Origin of the sequence: Roseibium aggregatum IAM 12614 (genome assembly GCF_000168975.1) — a bacterium.
GTDB lineage: Bacteria > Pseudomonadota > Alphaproteobacteria > Rhizobiales > Stappiaceae > Roseibium > Roseibium aggregatum.
Genome location: NZ_AAUW01000022.1, coordinates 109,851 through 123,973, shown reverse-complemented (window position 1 = coordinate 123,973; position 14,123 = coordinate 109,851). Strand labels below are relative to the sequence as shown.

Genomic DNA, 14,123 nt, shown 5'->3' with positions numbered 1-14,123 from the left:
CTGCCCGCCCGGGCCCAGTTCATGCACGTACTCGGCCTGCTCGCCGGGAAGTGGCCGCACACGCTGACCGTCCAGCCTGGCGGATCGACGCGGTCGGTTTCCGCCGGTGAAACGGCCCGCCTTGCGGCAGTCCTGGCCGCCTTCAGGGCGTTTCTGGAACGGCACCTTTATGGAGACAAGCTTGAACGGATCGCCGGGCTTTCCTCTGCGCAGGAATTGTGGGCATGGGCGGCTGAAAAACCGGCGCCCAGCAGCGATTTCCGGCGCTTCCTGCAGTATGCGCACAGCCTTGATCTTGCCTCCCTTGGCCCGTCGGCCGGGCGTTACATGAGCTTCGGCTCCTACCAGGAAGGCGGCGCGTGGATGTTCCAGCCCGGTGTCTTCACGAATGGGGAGACGCGTCTGCTGGACCCTGCCCTGATTACGGAAGACCTGAGCCATGCCTGGTATGCGGCACCGGACGGGCCGCAAACCCCCCTCGCCGGAGAAACCAGGCCGGATGCGGACCGGACAGACGCTTATAGCTGGTGTAAGGCGCCCCGGCTCGGTGGCCGGGTGATGGAAGTCGGCGCTTTGGCACGGCAACTGGTCGATGGCCACCCGATGATCCGCGATCTCGTGTCTGTTTCCGGCGGGAATGTCTTTACCCGTGTCGTGGCGCGGGTGACCGAAATCGCCCTTGTGGTGATGGCCATGGAACGTTGGGCCGCGGACCTGGTGCCGGAACAGCCATTTATCGTGCACGGCCATATGCCGGATGAGGCCGAAGGCATTGGGCTTACGGAAGCGGCGCGCGGCTCGCTGGGGCACTGGCTGCGGGTGGAGAAAGGCCGTATCGCCAATTACCAGATCATTGCTCCTACGACCTGGAACTTCTCGCCGCGTGACGAAAACGGTGTGCCGGGCGCGCTGGAACAGGCACTTGCAGGGGCCCCGGTCCGGGTGGGCGAAAGCGAACCGGTGGCGGTTCAGCATATCGTCCGCTCGTTCGACCCTTGCCTTGTTTGCACGGTACATTGAGGCCGCCATGAACCCGGAACCTCCCGACAGGACAGGCCGCCGCATCAGGGTGAGGGGACTGGTACAGGGCGTCGGCTTCCGGCCGCATGTCTGGCGGCTGGCCCAAGACCGGGGGCTGTCCGGATCTGTCCGCAACGACGGCGGCGGGGTGGAGATCGATGCCTGGGGAGGTGAGGCCCTGCTCGACGCTTTTTTGGCAGAGCTTTGCGAAAAGGCCCCCCCTCTTGCCCGGATCGACAGCGTTTCCTGGAGCGGACTTGCCGGCCCCGCACCAGATGCTGCCTTCGAGATTGCCGAAAGCGCAGGCGGCGCCGTCTCGACCGGCGTTGTACCTGACGCTGCAGTGTGCCCGGCCTGCCTTGCCGATGTAAGCGACCCGGACAACCGACGGTTCGGCTATGCCTTCACCAATTGCACCCATTGCGGGCCGCGGCTCTCCATCGTGCGGGCCATCCCGTATGACCGGGCCAATACATCCATGGACGCTTTTCCGATGTGCGACGACTGCCGGTCGGAGTACGAAGACCCCGCCGACCGGCGGTTCCATGCCCAGCCGAATGCCTGCCCCGAATGCGGGCCGAGGCTATGGCTGGAAGACCGGACCGGGCCGGTTGCCTGCAAGGCTCCGCTTGAGGAAGCCGCGCGGCGCATCAAGGCGGGGCAGATTGTGGCGGTCAAGGGGATCGGCGGATTTCATCTTGCCTGCGACGCCCGCAACGAGAAAGCCGTGGCGGAACTGCGCCTGCGCAAACGGCGGCGTGTGAAACCGCTGGCTTTGATGGCGGCGGATCTGGCAGGCATCCGGGCCTATTGCCGGGTTTCGCCTGAAGAACAGACCGCGCTGTCAAGCCCGGCGGCGCCGATCGTCCTCCTTCGGATGGACGGGAAACACCTGGCGCCTTCGCTGGTGCCGGGGCAGGATCAGCTCGGCTTCATGCTGCCCTATACGCCCTTACACCATCAGCTTCTGAAAGAGACCGGCGGACCGCTGGTGTTCACGTCCGGAAATCTTTCCGACGAACCGCAGGCGACCGCCAATGACGATGCAAGGACACGGCTTACCGGTATTGCCGATCTCTGGCTGATGCACGACCGGGACATCGTCAACCGGCTGGACGATTCAGTTGTCCGCGTCAACACCACGGGCCCCCAGGTTCTCCGCCGCGCCAGAGGTTTTGCCCCGGCGCCGATTGTCCTGCCGGAGGCCTTCGCGGAGGCCGCTCCGGTGCTAGCTATGGGGGGGGAACTGAAATCCGCGTTCTGCCTGCTGAAGGATGGACAGGCGATCCTGTCCCAGCACCTGGGCGATCTGGAGGAGGCGGCAACCCACGCGGAATATCGCAAGACGCTGGCGCTCTACCGGCAACTCTATCGGCATGAGCCGAAGGTCATCGCAGTTGATCAGCATCCCGATTACCTGTCGTCCCAATGGGGGGAGGCTCTGGCCAGGGAAATCGGCGCTCGCGTCGTTTCCGTGCAGCATCATCACGCCCATCTCGCGGCCTGCCTTGCCGGCAATCATCTGGCGCCGGGAGAAGAACGAACCCTCGGCCTTGTTCTGGACGGGCTGGGTCTCGGTGCGGATGGAACGATCTGGGGCGGGGAAATCCTCCTGGGCGACTACCGCGGTTTTGATCGCAAGGGCCATTTCCTGCCGGTCGCGCTACCCGGGGGGACCAGGGCAATCCGCGAACCCTGGCGGAACCTGGCGGCCCACTTGATGACGGCCTTCGGACCGGCCTATCTGGAACAGGTGCCGGACGGGCCGCTGGCGGCAGCGCTGCGCGCGAAACCCCTGCCGGTTCTCGACAAGATGATCTCGTCCGGCCTCAATGCGCCGCTGTCGTCCTCCGCCGGTCGCTTGTTCGACGCGGTTGCCGCCGCTCTCGGCGTGTGTTTCGAAATCCAGGATTATGAAGGCCATGCCGGCATGGCGCTGGAGTGCCTTGCCCGGCCGTTTATCGCGAGCGAAACGGGATATCCGGTTGCCCTCAGCGACAGCGAAAATGCCGTGATTTCCTGGGAACCGCTGTGGCACAACCTTTTGAGCGACGTTGCCGCGGGTGTTGAAACCGGACGTATCGCAGCCCGGTTTCATCTGGGTCTGATCCGGGGGTTGACCGATATGGTGGCGGCGATTGGCGCATCCTGCGGCGTCGGCCGTGTCGCCCTGTCCGGCGGTGTCATGCAAAATCAGATCTTGCACGAAGGCTTGACCCGGAACCTTGAGAAAGTGGGTCTTGAGGTACTCACTCACGGACTGGTTCCCGCGAATGACGGCGGACTGGCCCTCGGTCAAGCCGTCATAGCCGCGTCTAGCAGCGGACCTACAGGCTAACCCTGAACCCAGTTTTAGCAAGCGACTGGCGGCCAATCAGTTCGCATTTTTCTCTGTCTAGCGTGCCAGGCTGTCCTCTATGCGCGCCATGATCAGGCTCGCTGAAGTGGCAAGCGGCATCAAAGCATGGAAAGGCAATTGCCGAACTTTGCGAAGCGGTATCGGAAGCTTGTCTACAGGGGCCCCCATAACAGCGTCCGCAAGCACGAGGCCGAGTTGTGCGGTCATCGCTATCCCACGCCCGTTGCACCCAATTCCTGCGAAAGCATTGTCGCCCATGCGATGGATGCGTGGCAGGAAATCCGGCGTCATGGCAGCAACGCCAGTCCAGACGACTTCGATTTCGGGAACCGTGGGCAGAGCGAGTTCATGAGCGAGGCGGTTCACGATTGCCTCCCCTAATCGCTTCTTTGCACCGATCGGGATTGCCGACATCCCTCCCGAGATCAGCCTGTTTTCTCGATCAAGACGATAGGAAAAGAGGTTCCTGCGGGTATCGCCGACGCTCCGGCGGTCCGGGGCAATGCGGTCGACGACCTCTTGCGCAATCGGGCGCGTCGCAACTTGATAGACGCGCAACGGTACGGTCGTCAGTCCCAACCTTCGGGAAACACCCGTGGTGAAAGCATTAGTGCAGAAGACAATCTGCCTTGCCGTCAAGGTGTGACCGTCTTCAAGTGCCAGGTACCAATTCCCGTTCTCTTGCCACGCCTGTTTGACACATGCAGCTTCGTGAACAGTTCCGCCGTGAGCTTCAACGGCATGGCCAAGACCAAATAGATAATCCAGCGGGTGAATTGTGCCACCGCTCTCGTCAAGCAATGCCCCCTTGTAAAGGGTCATACCGGTCTGCTGTGAGATTTCCGGCTCTGAAAGATACCGGACAGGGCGGTTTCGGGACTGCCAGAATTCGGCCCGAACCTTGAGCCTTTCCGCATCATCATCCGTGACGGCAGGGTTCAGCCAACCAGTTTGCAAGGCATCGCAGGCAACACCATACTCACGGATGGTCTCGAAAACCGCATCTGCGCCCTGACTGACCAGATCCAGGAGAGCGTTGCCTTTCTCCTCACCAAGTTTCCGACGAACAACCTGAGGATCAGCGAGCGCAAAGTTGGGCACGACGAAGCCGGCATTTTGGCCGCTGGCCCCTTCTCCAAGGAAGCTACGTTCCAGAACGGCAACCTTCTTGCCTGCCCGGGCAAGACAGAGCGCTGACGTCAGCCCGGTAAATCCGCCGCCTATTACCGCCACATCAACAGCATCGGGCAGGGATGCTGTTGTGTTGAAGGAACCACGCGCAGTCCGGCGCCAGATCGTATCCTGTTTTTCCATTTTGCTGGTTCGCATTCCATTTGCCTTGCAAAACCTGATAAATTAAAATCTTGATCATTGATCAAAGATAGAAAACGAGGCTTTCGATGCGCTACGCAATTTCATCCGGCTCCCCCTTCGAAAAGATCGGCGGATACTCCCGCGCGATCGTTGACGACGACTGGGTTTTCATCTCCGGAACGTCCGGCTACGTAGAAGGCGAAACCGAGGCCGATGACGCGGTGGGGCAGACAAAAAAAGCACTTGAGATCATCTCCTCAACTCTTGCCGAAGCGGGGGGAGGGTTACGCGATATCGTTTCTCTCAGGGTCTATGTCGCGCGCCGGGAAGATATCCTCGACATCGCCAAACATCTCGGGACTGTTTTCCAGGATCCACGCCCGACAAACACCACGGTGACATGCGGTTTCGTGAACGATGAAATCAAGGTCGAGATCGAGGTTACCGCGCGCATCCGGAAGTAAACGATCCGGCCCTGGGGTGTGGACCCATAAATAAAGGCGAAATGGCATGAGAAATGGCGAAACCGCATCAGGAAGTGTGCGCTGGGCGGGCTTTCTGCCCGGTCAAGCAGGCTTACGACACGCGGTGAAGCCATATTCATGTCATTCGATTTTGACCGAATTGGTCCTCCTCAGCGTTGCGAAAGCTCGAAAATAAGCCACATTTCCTGCGCTTCCCGGCCTTGAGGCAGACCAATCTGCCTGAAACCGTTTCATCTTCATTTATGGGGCCACACCCTAGGCATTTGGCTAACCAGAGGTCACAGCGAGGCGACGCCGCAAGGCGCCGCCTCTTTTCTTACCCCAGTCACATTTCAGATTTTATATCTGCAACTTCTTCAGCGCTGATTGTGCCGGTAACCGTGACCTCTCCGTCGGTCACTTTCCATAGACGGAACGGACCGGTGATGTCGCCATACTGATCAAAGCTCACCGGGCCGATGACACCTTCGTATTTGATCGGTTTGCCTTCCTTGATCAGTGCGAGCGCTTTCTTGAACTCGTCTGCGCCTGCATAGATTGGCTCGCCGTCCTTTCCGGTCACCTGGCGGATTGCATCGCGAATTTTCACCGGTGAGGCCTCACCTGCCTGCGCGATCGCCAGTGCTACGATGGCACCTGCATCATAGGATCTATCGGCAGCCGGAGCGTCGGGTGCAATGCCACCAGAGACGTCTGCAAAGTGCTCGTAGAAATACTTTGTCGATGGCGTCTCCGCCGTGCCGGAGGACGTGCCATAGGCTTCGTTCAGATATTGCGCACCGACCGAGTTGATAAAGTCTATTGAATTCATGCCGTCGTTCAGCAGGAATTTCTGTGGGCCTCCGTTGGAGATCCAGGCGCGGGCAATCGTTGCACCGTCAACGGGTGTGCTGATGAGATAGAGAGCGTCCGGTTCATCCGCCATCGCAGCGCTGGCCTCGGACGAGTAGTTCGACTGTTTTTCGTTGTAAGGCGTCACCGACGTGATTTCGCCGCCCATGGCTTTGAAAGCAGAAGAAAACTCACGCATCAGGTTGAGGCCGAAGTCGTTGTTCACATGAACGATCGCAAGTTTTTTCAAGCCCTGGTCAATGGCATACTTGGCCGCGGCAGTACCCTGCAAGGCGTCCGAGGTGATGGTGCGGAAGAAGTATCCATTGGTCTTGCCTTCCATTGACAATGCAGTCAGCGTCGGGGTCGAAGACGCAGGCGAGACCTGGACGATTTTCGCCGGAGCGGTCACTGAAGTCAAAATCGGAACTGAAACCGAGGAAATAATACCGCCGATGATCACAGGCACCTTGCCGATGTTGACGAGCTGGGTCGCCTGGTCGACGGCCACGTTGCCCTGGCTCTGGCTGTCACGAGTATCGGCGACGATATCACAGTCCAGCACGCCGCCTGCTTCGTTGATGTCGTTGAAGGCCATCTCGATAGCTTTGGCACCGGCCTGACCATAGACACCGGCAGGACCGGTCAATTCGAGTACGAGACCAACCTCGATTTTGCAATCTTTGGCGACGCTGGCGGTTGTCGACAGAGCAACAATGCTCGTTGCGAGAAGCAGTTTCTTCATGGACGACTCCTGTTGGTTCAGCTTGGTTAAACCCTCTGGGGGATTAGGAGAGGTTCAGGCCTCTTCTTTGTTGAGATTGTATTTCATGATGGCGCCGTGCCGCCCGTTACGATCGCGCTCGAGCGCGTAGACGTCTCCGTCGAGCTCTCTGGCCCCACCAAGAACGGATTCGATTTCGGCAAGATCTTCCTGAGTCAGCGACAGGTTGGAGATCGCAACATTGCCAGCAAGATGGTCGGCGTTCCGGGCACCCACGATTGCTGCAGCGACATGCGCGCGCGCCAGCACAGCGGCAGAGGCAACAGTGGCGATGTCGGTGTCGTGCCGGTCCGCGACCGTGCGAAGTGTGGAGAGCAGCGATTGCAACAAATCCCAACCGCCGAGATCCTCGATGACGAGGTAGTATTTCACGAGAGAGCGGTTTTCGAACTCGGACTTTGGATCGGACTTGCCAATCCATTTGTCGGAGAGAAAACCGCCCGCGACAGTGCCGTAACACAGAAAGGAAAAGCCTTCTCGCGCTGCTAGCGCTGCCATGTGTTTTTCCGGGCGGCGGTCGAGAAGGGAGTATTGAACCTGCATTGAAGCGAGCCGGATACCTGCGTCGAACATTGCCGCGACGTGTCCGGTATCGAAATTGGTCCCGCCCAGAAGATTGATATGGCCTTCGTTTTGAAACTCCCGAAGCCAGCTTGCCGCCTGAAGCCAGTCGCCGCGGGCGTAGTCCCACCAATGGAACTGCACGAGGTCGAGACGTTCGACGCCTAGACGCTTGCGGGAACGGTCGATCGTTGCTCTCAGATCGCTACGGGTAAGCCGCTCCAGCTTGTCGAGGTCAGGCACGCATTTGGTGTGAACGCGAATGCGGGACAAGGCTTCGGCCCCCCGCTTGTTGCCATATGCAGTGCGAAACGCCCCGATAATCTCCTCGACGCCCGTATAGATGTCGGCACAATCGAACGTGGTGATACCTTCATCGGCGAAGGCAATAAGGTCCTGGACAGCACGCTCCCGATCGACCGAGCCATGCCCGCCCGCAAGCTGCCAGCCACCACGGATCACGCGGGAAATTTCGTAGCCAGGGGCCAACTCGATGCGTTTCGCTACGCTCACGTTGATCTCCCCGGCATCGGAACTGCAGTTGTGTCGGAGTGATGGAAAACACGTTTTTCGATACGGCTGATCCGCAATCTTGTGCTGCAGTTCGGGTCAGGGCAGGCAACTTCCGCGTCCGTGCTCATCCAGTCTGCCGGATGAGTTTCGCGTTGCTTTGCGGCCAGCAGCGGAAGAACGGATGCCAGCGAGTAGATCGAAAATCCCTGATCTTTCGGGAGGTGCAGCATTTCACCCCGCAGTTCAAAGTAGTCCCCCACCTTGGCGCCGCAATAGATCGGACCGCCATCGGGAGCGACAACCTCGACCCGCAAATCGTAAAGCTCAAAGGTATCTTCGGTCATGTCTCAAGTCCCCCTTCCAGAATCTGGTTCCGGATCAGATTGAAACTCTGAGTAATGTCCTCATGCAGCGCGCTAACGGCCCGTTCCGGGTCCCTGGCTTCCAGAGCTTCGATCAGTGCCCAATGGTGGTGGATTGCGGTCAGGTTCGGATTTTTTCCGTAGATCGTCGCTGCGGTCCGCACGTAGGGACCAGACTGAAGCCAAAGGCTTTTTACCACCGGCAAGAGGACCCTCGACCCCGCCGCTTCGTAAATCCCGAAATGAAAGCGATAATTCAGAAGAGACGTTTCCGCCGCGCAACTCTCGTCCAGGGCTGCAAAAGCCGCCTCGCATTCTTCGGTCAGTTGCTTGAGTTCGTGGAGGCTTTCTTTCGTCAGCCTCTGCGCGGCAATTCTGACCAGCTCACCTTCTATGAGGCAGCGGGCGCTTTTCAGGTCCTCAAGTGCCTCCTCGCTTATGAGCGGGACGCGCACCGAGCGGGACTGCATAACTTCCAGTGCATTTTCAGACACGAGCCGGGCAAGTGCCTCCCGGACCGGCATCACGGAGACGGCGAGCTGATCCGCCAGCGACTGCATGCGGAGCACTTGCCCAGCTTCGAAAACCCCATGCATGAGGTTGCGGCTGACTTCCTGATAGACGCGCTCCTGAAGGGATTCACGCTGGACGCGTGCAAGTTCGGGCAAGGCGGCAACGCGCCCCGACTGCTTCTGCTGGGGTAGAGTAGACAAGGTGCCAACCTCCGAAAAATTTCGTGCCTAAAGCTTTTTTGCTTGATCGATGCCTTAATGTCAATATCTTTGATCAAAGATACAAAACTGACGCATGGGCCATACGACCTGAAACAGCAACAGGAAAAAGATGTGACATCGCTCATCGAAAATGGCGGTTTTCTGCTGCAGGCCAAAGACCTCACACGAAGCTTCGGCGGCTTCAGGGCGGTGGACGGCATGTCTCTGGAACTGAAGAAAGGTGAAATGCTGGGGCTTATCGGCCCTAATGGCGCAGGGAAGACGACCATGTTCAACATGCTCGCGGGTACACTGCCGCCGAGCAGCGGAGAAATCAGGATCCTGGGCGCGGATGTGACCACCGAAGGCGCACACAAAAGGGCCGGACGCAAAATGGGTCGGAGTTTCCAGATTCCGAGACCGTTCCCAAACATGACAGTCTTGGAAAACGTCCTGACCGGCGCCCAGAACCAGGCAGGGGAGCGGCTCTTCGACGTCTGCTTCCGGCCCGGTGCCGTGCGCCGCGATGAAAAGGCCGCACAGGACAAGGCTCACGCCTTGCTGGATTTCCTTTTGCTGTCCCACCTGGAAGACCAGCCCGCGTCGGTGCTCTCCGGAGGGCAGCGCAAACTGCTCGAGCTTGCACGTATTCTCATGGCGGACCCGGAAATGATCCTTCTGGATGAACCGGCAGCGGGCGTGAACCCCAGCCTCCTCGAACAGATCATGGACCGGATCGTGGCGCTCAACGAAGAGCACGCAAAGACGATCCTGATCATCGAGCACAACATGGACATGATCGCTCAACTGTGTTCGCGCGTCGTCGTCATGGCCACCGGCAAGGAGCTGACCCAGGGATCACCGGACGAGGTGATCCGGGACCCTGATGTGATCCGCGCCTATCTGGGAGACGTCGCATGAGCAGCGAAATTCTCAAACTGCAGGGCCTCGTTTCCGGTTACCAGCCCGACCTGCCGATCATTCAGGGGGTGGACCTTAGCGTCAGCGAGGGGGAATTCCTTGTTCTGCTCGGCCCGAACGGAGCGGGAAAATCTACCCTCGTCAAAACCATAGCCGGACTTGTCCCGGTGCATTCGGGGCGGGTGTACCTCGCGGGAGCTGATCTCACCGATGTGCCGACGCATCGCAAGATGCGTCAGGGCTTGGGCTTTGTTCCCCAGACCGAGAATATTTTCGCCACGATGACCATCCGCGAAAACCTTCAACTTGCGGCGCAAATTCTTCCGAAAGCGCGTCGTGCTGCAAGGATCGACGCGATGTTGGCAATGTTTCCCGATCTTGCGTCACGCCAGACGACCCGGTCCGGAGCGCTGTCGGGCGGTCAGCGCCAAATGCTTGCCTGCGCGCGCACTCTCATAGTTGAACCGCAAATCCTGATACTCGACGAACCGTCCGCCGGGCTGTCGCCCAAGATGGTCTCGGAAGTCTTCGAACAACTCGTGCGGATCAATGCGTCGGGCGTCACCACGATCCTTGTCGAACAGAACGTCAAGGCCGGACTTCAAATCGCAAGCCGCGGAGTGATCCTTGTAGAGGGTCGTGTTGCTCATGATGCGCCCGCGGACGGTCTTCTGGGTGACCCGGTCGTTTCCGAACTTTATCTCGGCGGTCACAAAAAAGAAGAGGTCACAGCATGATCACGCAAGCCATCATGGATGGTCTCATTAACGGCGGGATCATCGGCCTCGGCGCAATCGGCGTGACCCTGACTTACTCGATCCTGCGTTTCGCAAACTTCGGGCATGGGGAACTGCTGAGTTGGGGCGCCTATGTGGCGTTGTCCTTGAGCGCTGCGCTAGGTGCGATGCTGCCCTCACTCAGCACCCCGATAGGTCCATTTTCATTCGGCTGGTCAGTGCCTATCGCCCTGATTGGATCGATGGTCCTCACCGCGCTCCTGGCGCTGACGGTCGATTGGCTCCTTTTTGGCCGCCTGCGTCGTTCCGGTTCGGCAATCATCATCCTGGTTATGGCATCCTTCGGAGCAGCCCTGGCACTGCGGAACCTGCTCGAGTTCATTTTCACCTCCAAGCCGGCGTATTTCACCAATGCGTTGCAAATCTCAAAGCCTCTGTTCGGCGGCATGCGGGCAACACCCGACCAACTGCTGGTTCTCGGCCTTGCCTTCATCACCGTGGTGCTGGTGCATCTCTTGCTCACGCGAACACCTGCCGGTCGCGCGATGCGCGCGGTGTCCGAGAACGCTCAGCTTGCCAGTCTGACAGGAATCGACGTGCGCAACGTCATCCGTCTCGTCTGGGTACTGGGAGCCGCGCTTGCCGCAGTCGCCGGTGTCATGTCGGGACTGCTCGTCCAGATTCGGCCGACAATGGGGCTCGACCTTCTCCTGCCGCTATTCGCAGCCTCCATCCTCGGAGGCATTGGGTCGGTTCCCGGAGCCATGCTGGCTGGCCTGATTGTCGGGCTGGCGGAAGCGTTAACGATCCAGGTCATCGGCGCTGAATGGCGCGCTGCAGTCGCCTTCGTCATTCTCGTGGCAGTCCTTCTGCTGCGCCCCAACGGACTTTTCGGAAAGGCAACGGCATGATCTTCGACCTGCTTTCCTATGGCGCGTTCTTTCTGACGATGGCCCTCAGCTACGCGGTCATCTGCCTCGGCCTCAATGTGCAATGGGGACAGACCGGATTGTTCAATGTCGGCGTAGCGGGTTTTGTAGCGGTTGGCGCTTACACCTCCGCGCTGCTGACAACCCCTTTCATCGTGGATCGCATCGGTGGTTTCGGCCTGCCTATCGTGATCGGCTGGCTCGGTGGAGGGCTTGTCGCGGGGCTCTTGTCCGCAGCCCTTGGCTTACTCACTCTGCGGCTAAGATCGGACTACCTCGCAATCGCGACATTTGGCGCTGCAGTGATGATCCAGCTTGTGCTGCTAAATCTGGTCGGTCTCACGGGTGGTCCTTTCGGTATCGGCTTTATCCCCCGCCCCTTCGGCGAATTTGCAGAGAACACCGACCTTTTCAGCTTCGCAAATCTGGCGGTGATGGCTGCGCTCGTGAGTGTGACCTATCTTGTGCTTGAACATTTGGTCCGTTCGCCCTGGGGGCGCGTCTTGCGCGCGATCCGTGAAGACGAGACCGCCGCCCGCGGCCTTGGAAAAAATCCGGAATCCTACCGGCTTCAAGCCTTTGCCATCGGCGGGTTCGTGATGGGGCTCGGAGGTGCGGCGCAAGCCCATTTCATCGGCTTTATCGCTCCCGATAATTACCTTCCGACTTTGACATTCCAGGTCTGGACAATGCTGATCATCGGCGGATCGGGCAACATGCGGGGCGCTATCCTCGGCGGCGTGCTCGTCTGGGGCATCTGGGCGGTATCAGGTAACATCGTTTCACAACTCTTTCCGGCCAGCGAGCAGGCGCGTGCGTCCTCGCTGCAGATCGTACTTATCGGGATTGCTCTGTGTGTCGTACTGCTCGTTCGCCCGCGCGGCATTCTTGGAGAAAACGCGACAGTTTCACGGCACGTCAAGGCCCGGAGAAAGCCCGCTACGGGGAGCGCCCGCCTGAGTTCCCGGACATGATTTCTACCTTTGTCCGCAGAGGCGTCCCCACGCGAATGCACGCGTGGGAGAAACAGGGATTGGACACTTCCCTGCACTGAAAAAGCCATATGTCCGGCCTTAAACCAAAGCAGGTAAATCTGCTGGCGACCTCACGGACGTGTGGGGCCCCCCGCCTGGTCATTTTCCGCCGCCCATTTCCGCCTCGGCCAAAGGCCACAAGCAGCGGGAACCAATGCAATCAATCAGATCAACCGGAGATGAAGATCGGTAAGATGATGAAACACCTTGCAAAACGCATCACCAATACATCGCCGAAATCCTTCGGCATGTACCAGAAAGCGGCAATGTCTGGGCGTGACGACTTGATTCACCTCGAAGTCGGCCGTCCTTTCGCCGACACGCCGCAACACATCAAGGACGCAACGATCAAGGCTCTTCAGCACGGCTGCGTCCACTATTCCGATCTCGCCGGGCTGCCGCATCTTCGCGAGGCCCTTGCCGAAAAGCTCAGGCGCAAGAACAGCCTGGACGTCGGCCCCGACCGGATTATCGTCACCAATGGCCTGACGCACGGTTCCTATGCCGCTCTTATGGCCTTTCTCGATGAGGGTGACGAGGCAATCCTGCTTGAACCCTACTATCCGCAGCATATCGGCAAGATCGAAATGGCGGGCGCAGTGCCGGTGATGGCGCCGCTCGACGCTGCGAACGGGTTTCGGCTCGATGCTGCGATGATCGAGGCAAAGATCACCGCACGCACCAAGGTGATCGTGCTCATCAATCCCTGCAATCCGACGGGTCGCGTCTATAGCCGGGAGGAGCTGCAGTCTCTGGCGGATCTGGCGATCAGGCACGATCTGATCGTCGTATCGGATGAAGTATATGAGGATATTCTTTATGACAGCGCCGAGCATGTCTCCATAGCCTCGCTTGATGGCATGGACGACCGCACTGTCACACTGTTTGCCTTTACCAAGAGCTATGCCATGGACGGCTGGCGTCTCGGATACATGGTCGCGCCCAAGGCGGCAATCGGTGCGCTTTTGAAGATCACCGCAAGCGACGTGACGCACGTGAACACGTTTATTCAGGAAGGCGCCGTCGCCGCGGTAACGGGCGACCCGGCGATATTGAAAGACCTGATCGCGGAAGACGCTGAAAAACGCCAGGTGGTTGTAAGCCGCCTCAATCAAATGCCAGGGATCACCTGTGAATGGCCCGAAGGCACGATCTACGCCTTCCCAGATATTACCGGCACCGGCCTTGGCTCCCAGGAATTCGCCGACAAACTTCTCGACGCATCCGGTGTTGTGGTCGAGTCAGGCTGCTTCTACGGCCCGACAGGCGAGGGCCGCGTGCGCGTCTGCTTCGGCTCTGCGTCACTTGCGGACATCGACACCGCCCTGAGCAGAATTCAGGCTTTCGTTACCGCACTCGTTCCCGAAGTGGCCTAGGTGTGGAGCCTGCCCCATGACGGCAAGCGGTGCTGCGCGCCGTGCGCAAGCACCTTCTGGAGATCCGCGCCCGGCGCTTGACCGCCTTTAACAAGCTGCATGGCAAACAGCTCATAGTGCTGCCCGGCGTGCGCCAGACCTGGATTTTCTTCGTAATGCGAGCGTGAAGGACAACGTGCCACTG

13 protein-coding genes and 1 pseudogene are annotated in these 14,123 nt (G+C 59.4%); 9 read left to right on the top strand and 5 right to left on the bottom strand.

Annotated features, from left to right (window positions below; genetic code table 11):
* Both SIAM614_RS25280 and hypF read left to right on the top strand, forming a co-directional pair.
* Positions 1-1,020 (top strand): nickel-dependent hydrogenase large subunit (locus SIAM614_RS25280; protein ID WP_040441115.1); only part of this gene is annotated, 1,020 nt, incomplete at its 5' end.
* Positions 1,021-1,027: 7 nt separating this feature from the next.
* Entirely contained in the window at positions 1,028-3,358 is a 2,331-nt protein-coding gene (gene hypF / locus SIAM614_RS25275) for a carbamoyltransferase HypF (RefSeq protein ID WP_006938960.1), read from the top strand.
* 57 nt (positions 3,359-3,415) lie between these two features.
* Here hypF and SIAM614_RS25270 read toward each other — a convergent pair whose 3' ends face one another.
* On the bottom strand, positions 3,416-4,708 hold the full coding sequence (locus tag SIAM614_RS25270; RefSeq protein WP_006938959.1) for an NAD(P)/FAD-dependent oxidoreductase: 1,293 nt from the start codon (positions 4,706-4,708) through the stop codon (positions 3,416-3,418).
* Between the two features lie 71 nt (positions 4,709-4,779).
* Between SIAM614_RS25270 and SIAM614_RS25265 the strand changes: the two genes are divergently transcribed.
* Complete coding sequence (locus SIAM614_RS25265; protein ID WP_006938958.1) at positions 4,780-5,157, top strand: RidA family protein; 378 nt, start codon at positions 4,780-4,782, stop codon at positions 5,155-5,157.
* A 346-nt stretch (positions 5,158-5,503) separates the two neighbouring features.
* Here the strand turns inward: SIAM614_RS25265 and SIAM614_RS25260 are convergent, their stop codons facing one another.
* The 4 genes from SIAM614_RS25260 to SIAM614_RS25245 are packed head-to-tail and all read right to left on the bottom strand — an operon-like array spanning position 5,504 to position 8,942.
* Positions 5,504-6,754: an ABC transporter substrate-binding protein gene (locus SIAM614_RS25260; RefSeq protein ID WP_006938957.1), complete on the bottom strand. Its 1,251-nt coding sequence runs from the start codon at positions 6,752-6,754 to the stop codon at positions 5,504-5,506.
* Between the two features lie 54 nt (positions 6,755-6,808).
* The gene (locus SIAM614_RS25255) at positions 6,809-7,867 is read right to left on the bottom strand and encodes an aldo/keto reductase (RefSeq protein WP_006938956.1); all 1,059 of its coding nucleotides are present in this window, start codon (positions 7,865-7,867) and stop codon (positions 6,809-6,811) included.
* Positions 7,864-8,211: a TIGR04076 family protein gene (locus SIAM614_RS25250; protein ID WP_006938955.1), complete on the bottom strand. Its 348-nt coding sequence runs from the start codon at positions 8,209-8,211 to the stop codon at positions 7,864-7,866. The genes SIAM614_RS25255 and SIAM614_RS25250 overlap by 4 nt, the downstream gene beginning before the upstream one ends.
* Positions 8,208-8,942, bottom strand: a complete 735-nt coding sequence (locus tag SIAM614_RS25245) for a GntR family transcriptional regulator (protein WP_198137401.1) — start codon at positions 8,940-8,942, stop codon at positions 8,208-8,210. The genes SIAM614_RS25250 and SIAM614_RS25245 overlap by 4 nt, the downstream gene beginning before the upstream one ends.
* 69 nt (positions 8,943-9,011) lie before the next feature.
* Here SIAM614_RS25245 and SIAM614_RS25240 point away from each other — a divergent pair, with 69 nt between their 5' ends.
* The 6 genes and pseudogenes from SIAM614_RS25240 to SIAM614_RS32225 all read left to right on the top strand — a co-directional run.
* Complete coding sequence (locus tag SIAM614_RS25240; RefSeq protein ID WP_006938953.1) at positions 9,012-9,863, top strand: ABC transporter ATP-binding protein; 852 nt, start codon at positions 9,012-9,014, stop codon at positions 9,861-9,863.
* Positions 9,860-10,600: an ABC transporter ATP-binding protein gene (locus tag SIAM614_RS25235; RefSeq protein ID WP_006938952.1), complete on the top strand. Its 741-nt coding sequence runs from the start codon at positions 9,860-9,862 to the stop codon at positions 10,598-10,600. The genes SIAM614_RS25240 and SIAM614_RS25235 overlap by 4 nt, the downstream gene beginning before the upstream one ends.
* Positions 10,597-11,511 carry a branched-chain amino acid ABC transporter permease gene (locus SIAM614_RS25230; protein WP_006938949.1) on the top strand — a complete coding sequence of 305 codons (915 nt, stop codon included), beginning with the start codon at positions 10,597-10,599 and terminating at the stop codon, positions 11,509-11,511. Before SIAM614_RS25235 ends, SIAM614_RS25230 begins: the two co-directional genes overlap by 4 nt.
* Positions 11,508-12,503 (top strand): branched-chain amino acid ABC transporter permease, encoded by a 996-nt coding sequence (locus SIAM614_RS25225; RefSeq protein WP_006938948.1) that lies wholly within the window; start codon positions 11,508-11,510, stop codon positions 12,501-12,503. Before SIAM614_RS25230 ends, SIAM614_RS25225 begins: the two co-directional genes overlap by 4 nt.
* Positions 12,504-12,760: 257 nt before the next feature.
* Complete coding sequence (locus SIAM614_RS25220) at positions 12,761-13,939, top strand: pyridoxal phosphate-dependent aminotransferase (RefSeq protein WP_040441113.1); 1,179 nt, start codon at positions 12,761-12,763, stop codon at positions 13,937-13,939.
* A gap of 50 nt (positions 13,940-13,989) precedes the next feature.
* A pseudogene (locus tag SIAM614_RS32225) lies at positions 13,990-14,106 on the top strand (AsnC family transcriptional regulator); the annotation flags it as partial.
* Between the last annotated feature and the right edge of the window lie 17 nt (positions 14,107-14,123).

Coding starts and splice junctions, on each gene's coding strand:
- hypF (WP_006938960.1), top strand. CDS start 1,028: ATGAACCCGGAACCTCCCGACAGGACAGGCCGCCGCATCAGGGTGAGG.
- SIAM614_RS25270 (WP_006938959.1), bottom strand. CDS start 4,708: ATGCGAACCAGCAAAATGGAAAAACAGGATACGATCTGGCGCCGGACT.
- SIAM614_RS25265 (WP_006938958.1), top strand. CDS start 4,780: ATGCGCTACGCAATTTCATCCGGCTCCCCCTTCGAAAAGATCGGCGGA.
- SIAM614_RS25260 (WP_006938957.1), bottom strand. CDS start 6,754: ATGAAGAAACTGCTTCTCGCAACGAGCATTGTTGCTCTGTCGACAACC.
- SIAM614_RS25250 (WP_006938955.1), bottom strand. CDS start 8,211: ATGACCGAAGATACCTTTGAGCTTTACGATTTGCGGGTCGAGGTTGTC.
- SIAM614_RS25235 (WP_006938952.1), top strand. CDS start 9,860: ATGAGCAGCGAAATTCTCAAACTGCAGGGCCTCGTTTCCGGTTACCAG.
- SIAM614_RS25230 (WP_006938949.1), top strand. CDS start 10,597: ATGATCACGCAAGCCATCATGGATGGTCTCATTAACGGCGGGATCATC.
- SIAM614_RS25225 (WP_006938948.1), top strand. CDS start 11,508: ATGATCTTCGACCTGCTTTCCTATGGCGCGTTCTTTCTGACGATGGCC.
- SIAM614_RS25220 (WP_040441113.1), top strand. CDS start 12,761: ATGAAACACCTTGCAAAACGCATCACCAATACATCGCCGAAATCCTTC.